This window comes from Accumulibacter sp. (genome assembly GCF_029255285.1).
Classification (GTDB): Bacteria; Pseudomonadota; Gammaproteobacteria; order Burkholderiales; family Rhodocyclaceae; genus Accumulibacter.
In genome coordinates this window covers 1-3,445 of the sequence record NZ_JAPUVI010000092.1, presented here as the reverse complement: position 1 = coordinate 3,445, position 3,445 = coordinate 1, and the positions used below count along the sequence as shown (strand labels likewise).

Sequence of the window (3,445 nt, the reverse complement as noted above, 5' to 3'; positions counted from 1 at the left end):
CGTTGTTGATGAGCCACGACAGGTTGGTCGGCGAGTCGGAGTTGGCAAGGGCTTCTTCGAGGGAAATGACTTTGTCTTTGTAGAGCCGGAATAGATCCTGCTCAAAGGTGCGCGAGCCCTGGGTTAGGCTTTGTTCCATGGCCTCGCGGATGCCCGAGATCTCGCTCCGTTCGATCAGTTCGGCAACCTGACGGGTGTTGAGCAGGATTTCGACGGCGGGAACCCGCCCGCCGTCCGGCCTTTTGACCAGGCGCTGGGAGATGATGCACTTGAGCGTGGCCGCGAGGTCGAGGGACAGCAGGGCGCGCCCGTCGATCGGAAAGAAGCTGAAAATCCGGTTGAGCGCGTGGTAGGCGTTGTTGGCGTGCAGGGTTGCCAGACACAGGTGGCCGGTCTGTGCGTAGGCGAGGGCCGCCTGCATGGTTTCGCGGTCGCGGATCTCGCCGATCAGGATGCAGTCGGGCGCCTGCCGCATGGCGTTGCGCAGGGCGTTTTGCCAGTCGATGGTGTCCTGGCCGATTTCCCGCTGGTTGACGATCGACATCTTGTGTCTGAACAGATACTCGATCGGGTCTTCGATGGTCAGGATGTGACCGGAGCGGTTTTCGTTGCGGTGGTCGAGCATCGAGGCGATGGTTGTCGACTTGCCGGAACCGGTGGCGCCGACAACCAGCACCAGACCCCGCTTTTCCATGATGACTTCGTTGAGGACCGAGGGCAGGCCGAGGGTTTCCAGGCGCGGAATGTCGCCGGCGATGTAGCGGACCACGATGGCGATGCTGCCGCGTTGCCAGAAGATGTTGACGCGAAAATTGCCCAGATCGCGCCGGCCGAAGGAGAGGTTCATCTCCTTGGTGCGCTCGAAGCGCTCGATCTGTTCGGGCGTCATCATCTCGTAGGCCATCCGATGGACCATCGTCGGATCTATGGCTTGCTGATTGATGGGCAGGGTGTTGCCGTCGATCTTGATGTGGATCGGGGTGCCGACTGTTATGAAGATGTCCGAGGCTTTCTTCTCGGCCATCAGGGAGAATAGCTTGTCGATGATCATCTGGCAGCCCGTAAAGTGCCGGGCCGCCCCTTTGGCGGGGGCTGCCCGGGTGCGGCGCGATCAGTCGCGCAGCAGTTCGTTGATGCTGGTCTTGGCGCGGGTCTGCGCGTCGACCTTCTTGACGATGACGGCGCAGTAAAGGCTGTACTTGCCATCGGCCGAAGGCAGGTTGCCGCTCACCACGACGGAACCCGCCGGGATGCGGCCATAGGTGACTTCGCCGGTGGCACGGTCGTAGATCTTTGTGCTCTGGCCGATGTAGACGCCCATCGAGATCACGCAGTTGTCTTCGACGATCACGCCTTCGACCACTTCGGAGCGGGCGCCGATGAAACAGTTGTCGCCGATGATGGTCGGGTTGGCCTGGAGCGGCTCGAGCACGCCACCGATTCCGACGCCGCCGGAAAGGTGGACGTTCTTGCCGATCTGGGCGCAGGAGCCGACGGTGGCCCAGGTATCCACCATGGTGCCTTCGCCCACGTAAGCGCCGATGTTGACGTAGGAAGGCATCAGGACGACGCCCTTGGAGATGAAGCTGCCCTTGCGCACGGTGGCATTCGGGACGACGCGGAAACCGCCGGTCTGGAAGTCGTGCTCGTTGTAGTCGTCGAACTTGGTCGGAACCTTGTCGAAGTAGCGGGTGTCGCCGCCGGACATGACTTTGTTGTCATGGGTGCGGAAATACAGCAGCACGGCCTTTTTGATCCACTGATGGGTGACCCACTCGCCGTCGATCTTCTCGGCGACGCGCAGCTTGCCCTGATCGAGTTCGTCAATGACGTGCTCGATGGCGCGGAGCTGTTCCTTGGTCGCTGTGGCGACGGAGATCTCGGTGCGGCGCTCCCAGAGGTCTTCGATGATGGCGGTAAACGGATTTTCGCGATGGGGCATGATGTGTACTAATACGGTCATGGATTGTTCGAAAGTTGTTGGGCGAAGGTGGCGATACGGCTTGCCGCCTCGACGCACTCGGCCAGATCGGCAACCAGTGCGATGCGCACGAAACCGGCGCCGGGGTTGACTCCGTGGGCTTCGCGGGCAAGGAAGCTACCGGGCAGAACCGTCACATTATATTCAGCCTGCAGCCGGCGGGCGAACTCGGTGTCGGAAACGCCGAGGCCGCTCACTCGAGCCCACAGGTAGAAGCCGGCGTCGGGCAGATCCACGTCGAGGTGAGCTTTGAGCATCGGGGTGATAACGGCAAACTTTTCGCGATATTGACGGCGGTTTTCGGCCACGTGGGCTTCGTCGTTCCAGGCCGCGGCAGAGGCGGCCTGCACCGACGGGCTCATGGCGCAGCCGTGGTAGGTGCGGTAGAGCAGGAAGCGCTTGAGGATGGCGGCGTCGCCGGCGACGAAGCCGGAGCGCATGCCGGGTACGTTGGAGCGTTTCGAGAGGCTGGAGAACATCACGACGTTGCGGAAATCGCTGCGACCGAGGCGTGTGGCCGCTTCGAGGCCGCCGATGGGCAAGTGGGCGTCGTCGAAATAGATTTCGGAATAGCACTCGTCGGCGGCGATCACAAAGCCGTAGCGGTCGGAGAGTTCGAACAGCTTTTGCCATTCGTCCATCGTCAGCACCTTGCCGGTCGGGTTGCCAGGCGAGCACACGAAGACGAGCTGGACACGTTGCCACACGGATTCGGGCACCGCTTCGAAGTCGGAGGCGAAGCGGTCTTCCGGCAGGTTGTTGATGAAATAGGGCTTGGCGCCGGCGAGATAGGCTGCGCCTTCGTAGATTTGGTAGAACGGGTTCGGGCTGAGCACCAGTGCGTCCGGCCGGGTGCCGTCGATGACGCATTGGGCGAAGGCGAACAGGGCTTCGCGAGAGCCATTGACCGGCAGCACCTGGGTTGCCGGATCGACCGCGGGAAGTCCGTAACGGCGCTCCAGCCAGCCCGCGATGGACTGACGCAGAGCATCGGAGCCCTGCGTTGTCGGGTAATTGGCCAGGCCGCCGAGGTTGTCGATGAGCGCCTCGCGGATGAAGGCCGGCGTCGCGTGCTGGGGTTCGCCGATGGACAGGCGGATCGGCGCGTACTGGGCCGGCGGCACGATGCCGTCGAACAAGCGGCGCAGTTTTTCGAACGGATAGGGGTGAAGATCCTGGAGGTGCGGGTTCACTGTGGGGGATTTCCTAGTATTCGGCCCAGGGCGGGCGGATCGAGAAGTGAGGCAAAAACAACCCTCTGGCCTCTTTTTGACCAATGTTATTATAGCGTCCGCCGCTTATGCGGCAGTGCAGCATCGTTGCCACCGTTACGGCCTTAAGCCCCGATCCATCCTGCGTTTTCCCTATTGTTGTGCGTCTAGCCAAACTCAAGCTTGCCGGTTTCAAGACCTTCGTCGACCCGACGACCGTGCTCACGCCCGGCAATCTGGTGGGCGTGGTCGG

The 3,445-nt window shown here is 62.0% G+C and carries 3 protein-coding genes; all 3 read right to left on the bottom strand.

The window, feature by feature from the left end; genetic code table 11:
- Nucleotides 1-1,051 (bottom strand): PilT/PilU family type 4a pilus ATPase (locus Q1M07_RS12385; protein WP_300454200.1); only part of this gene is annotated, 1,051 nt, incomplete at its 3' end.
- Between the two features lie 60 nt (nt 1,052-1,111).
- Nucleotides 1,112-1,942, bottom strand: a complete 831-nt coding sequence (gene dapD / locus Q1M07_RS12380; RefSeq protein WP_300454201.1) for a 2,3,4,5-tetrahydropyridine-2,6-dicarboxylate N-succinyltransferase — start codon at nt 1,940-1,942, stop codon at nt 1,112-1,114.
- Nucleotides 1,943-1,959: 17 nt separating this feature from the next.
- Nucleotides 1,960-3,174, bottom strand: a complete 1,215-nt coding sequence (gene dapC / locus Q1M07_RS12375; protein ID WP_300454199.1) for a succinyldiaminopimelate transaminase — start codon at nt 3,172-3,174, stop codon at nt 1,960-1,962.
- Nucleotides 3,175-3,445 lie beyond the last annotated feature (271 nt).

Bases quoted from the DNA above. Each gene is read 5' to 3' on its own strand.
- dapD (WP_300454201.1), bottom strand. From the start codon at position 1,942: ATGCCCCATCGCGAAAATCCGTTTACCGCCATCATCGAAGACCTCTGG.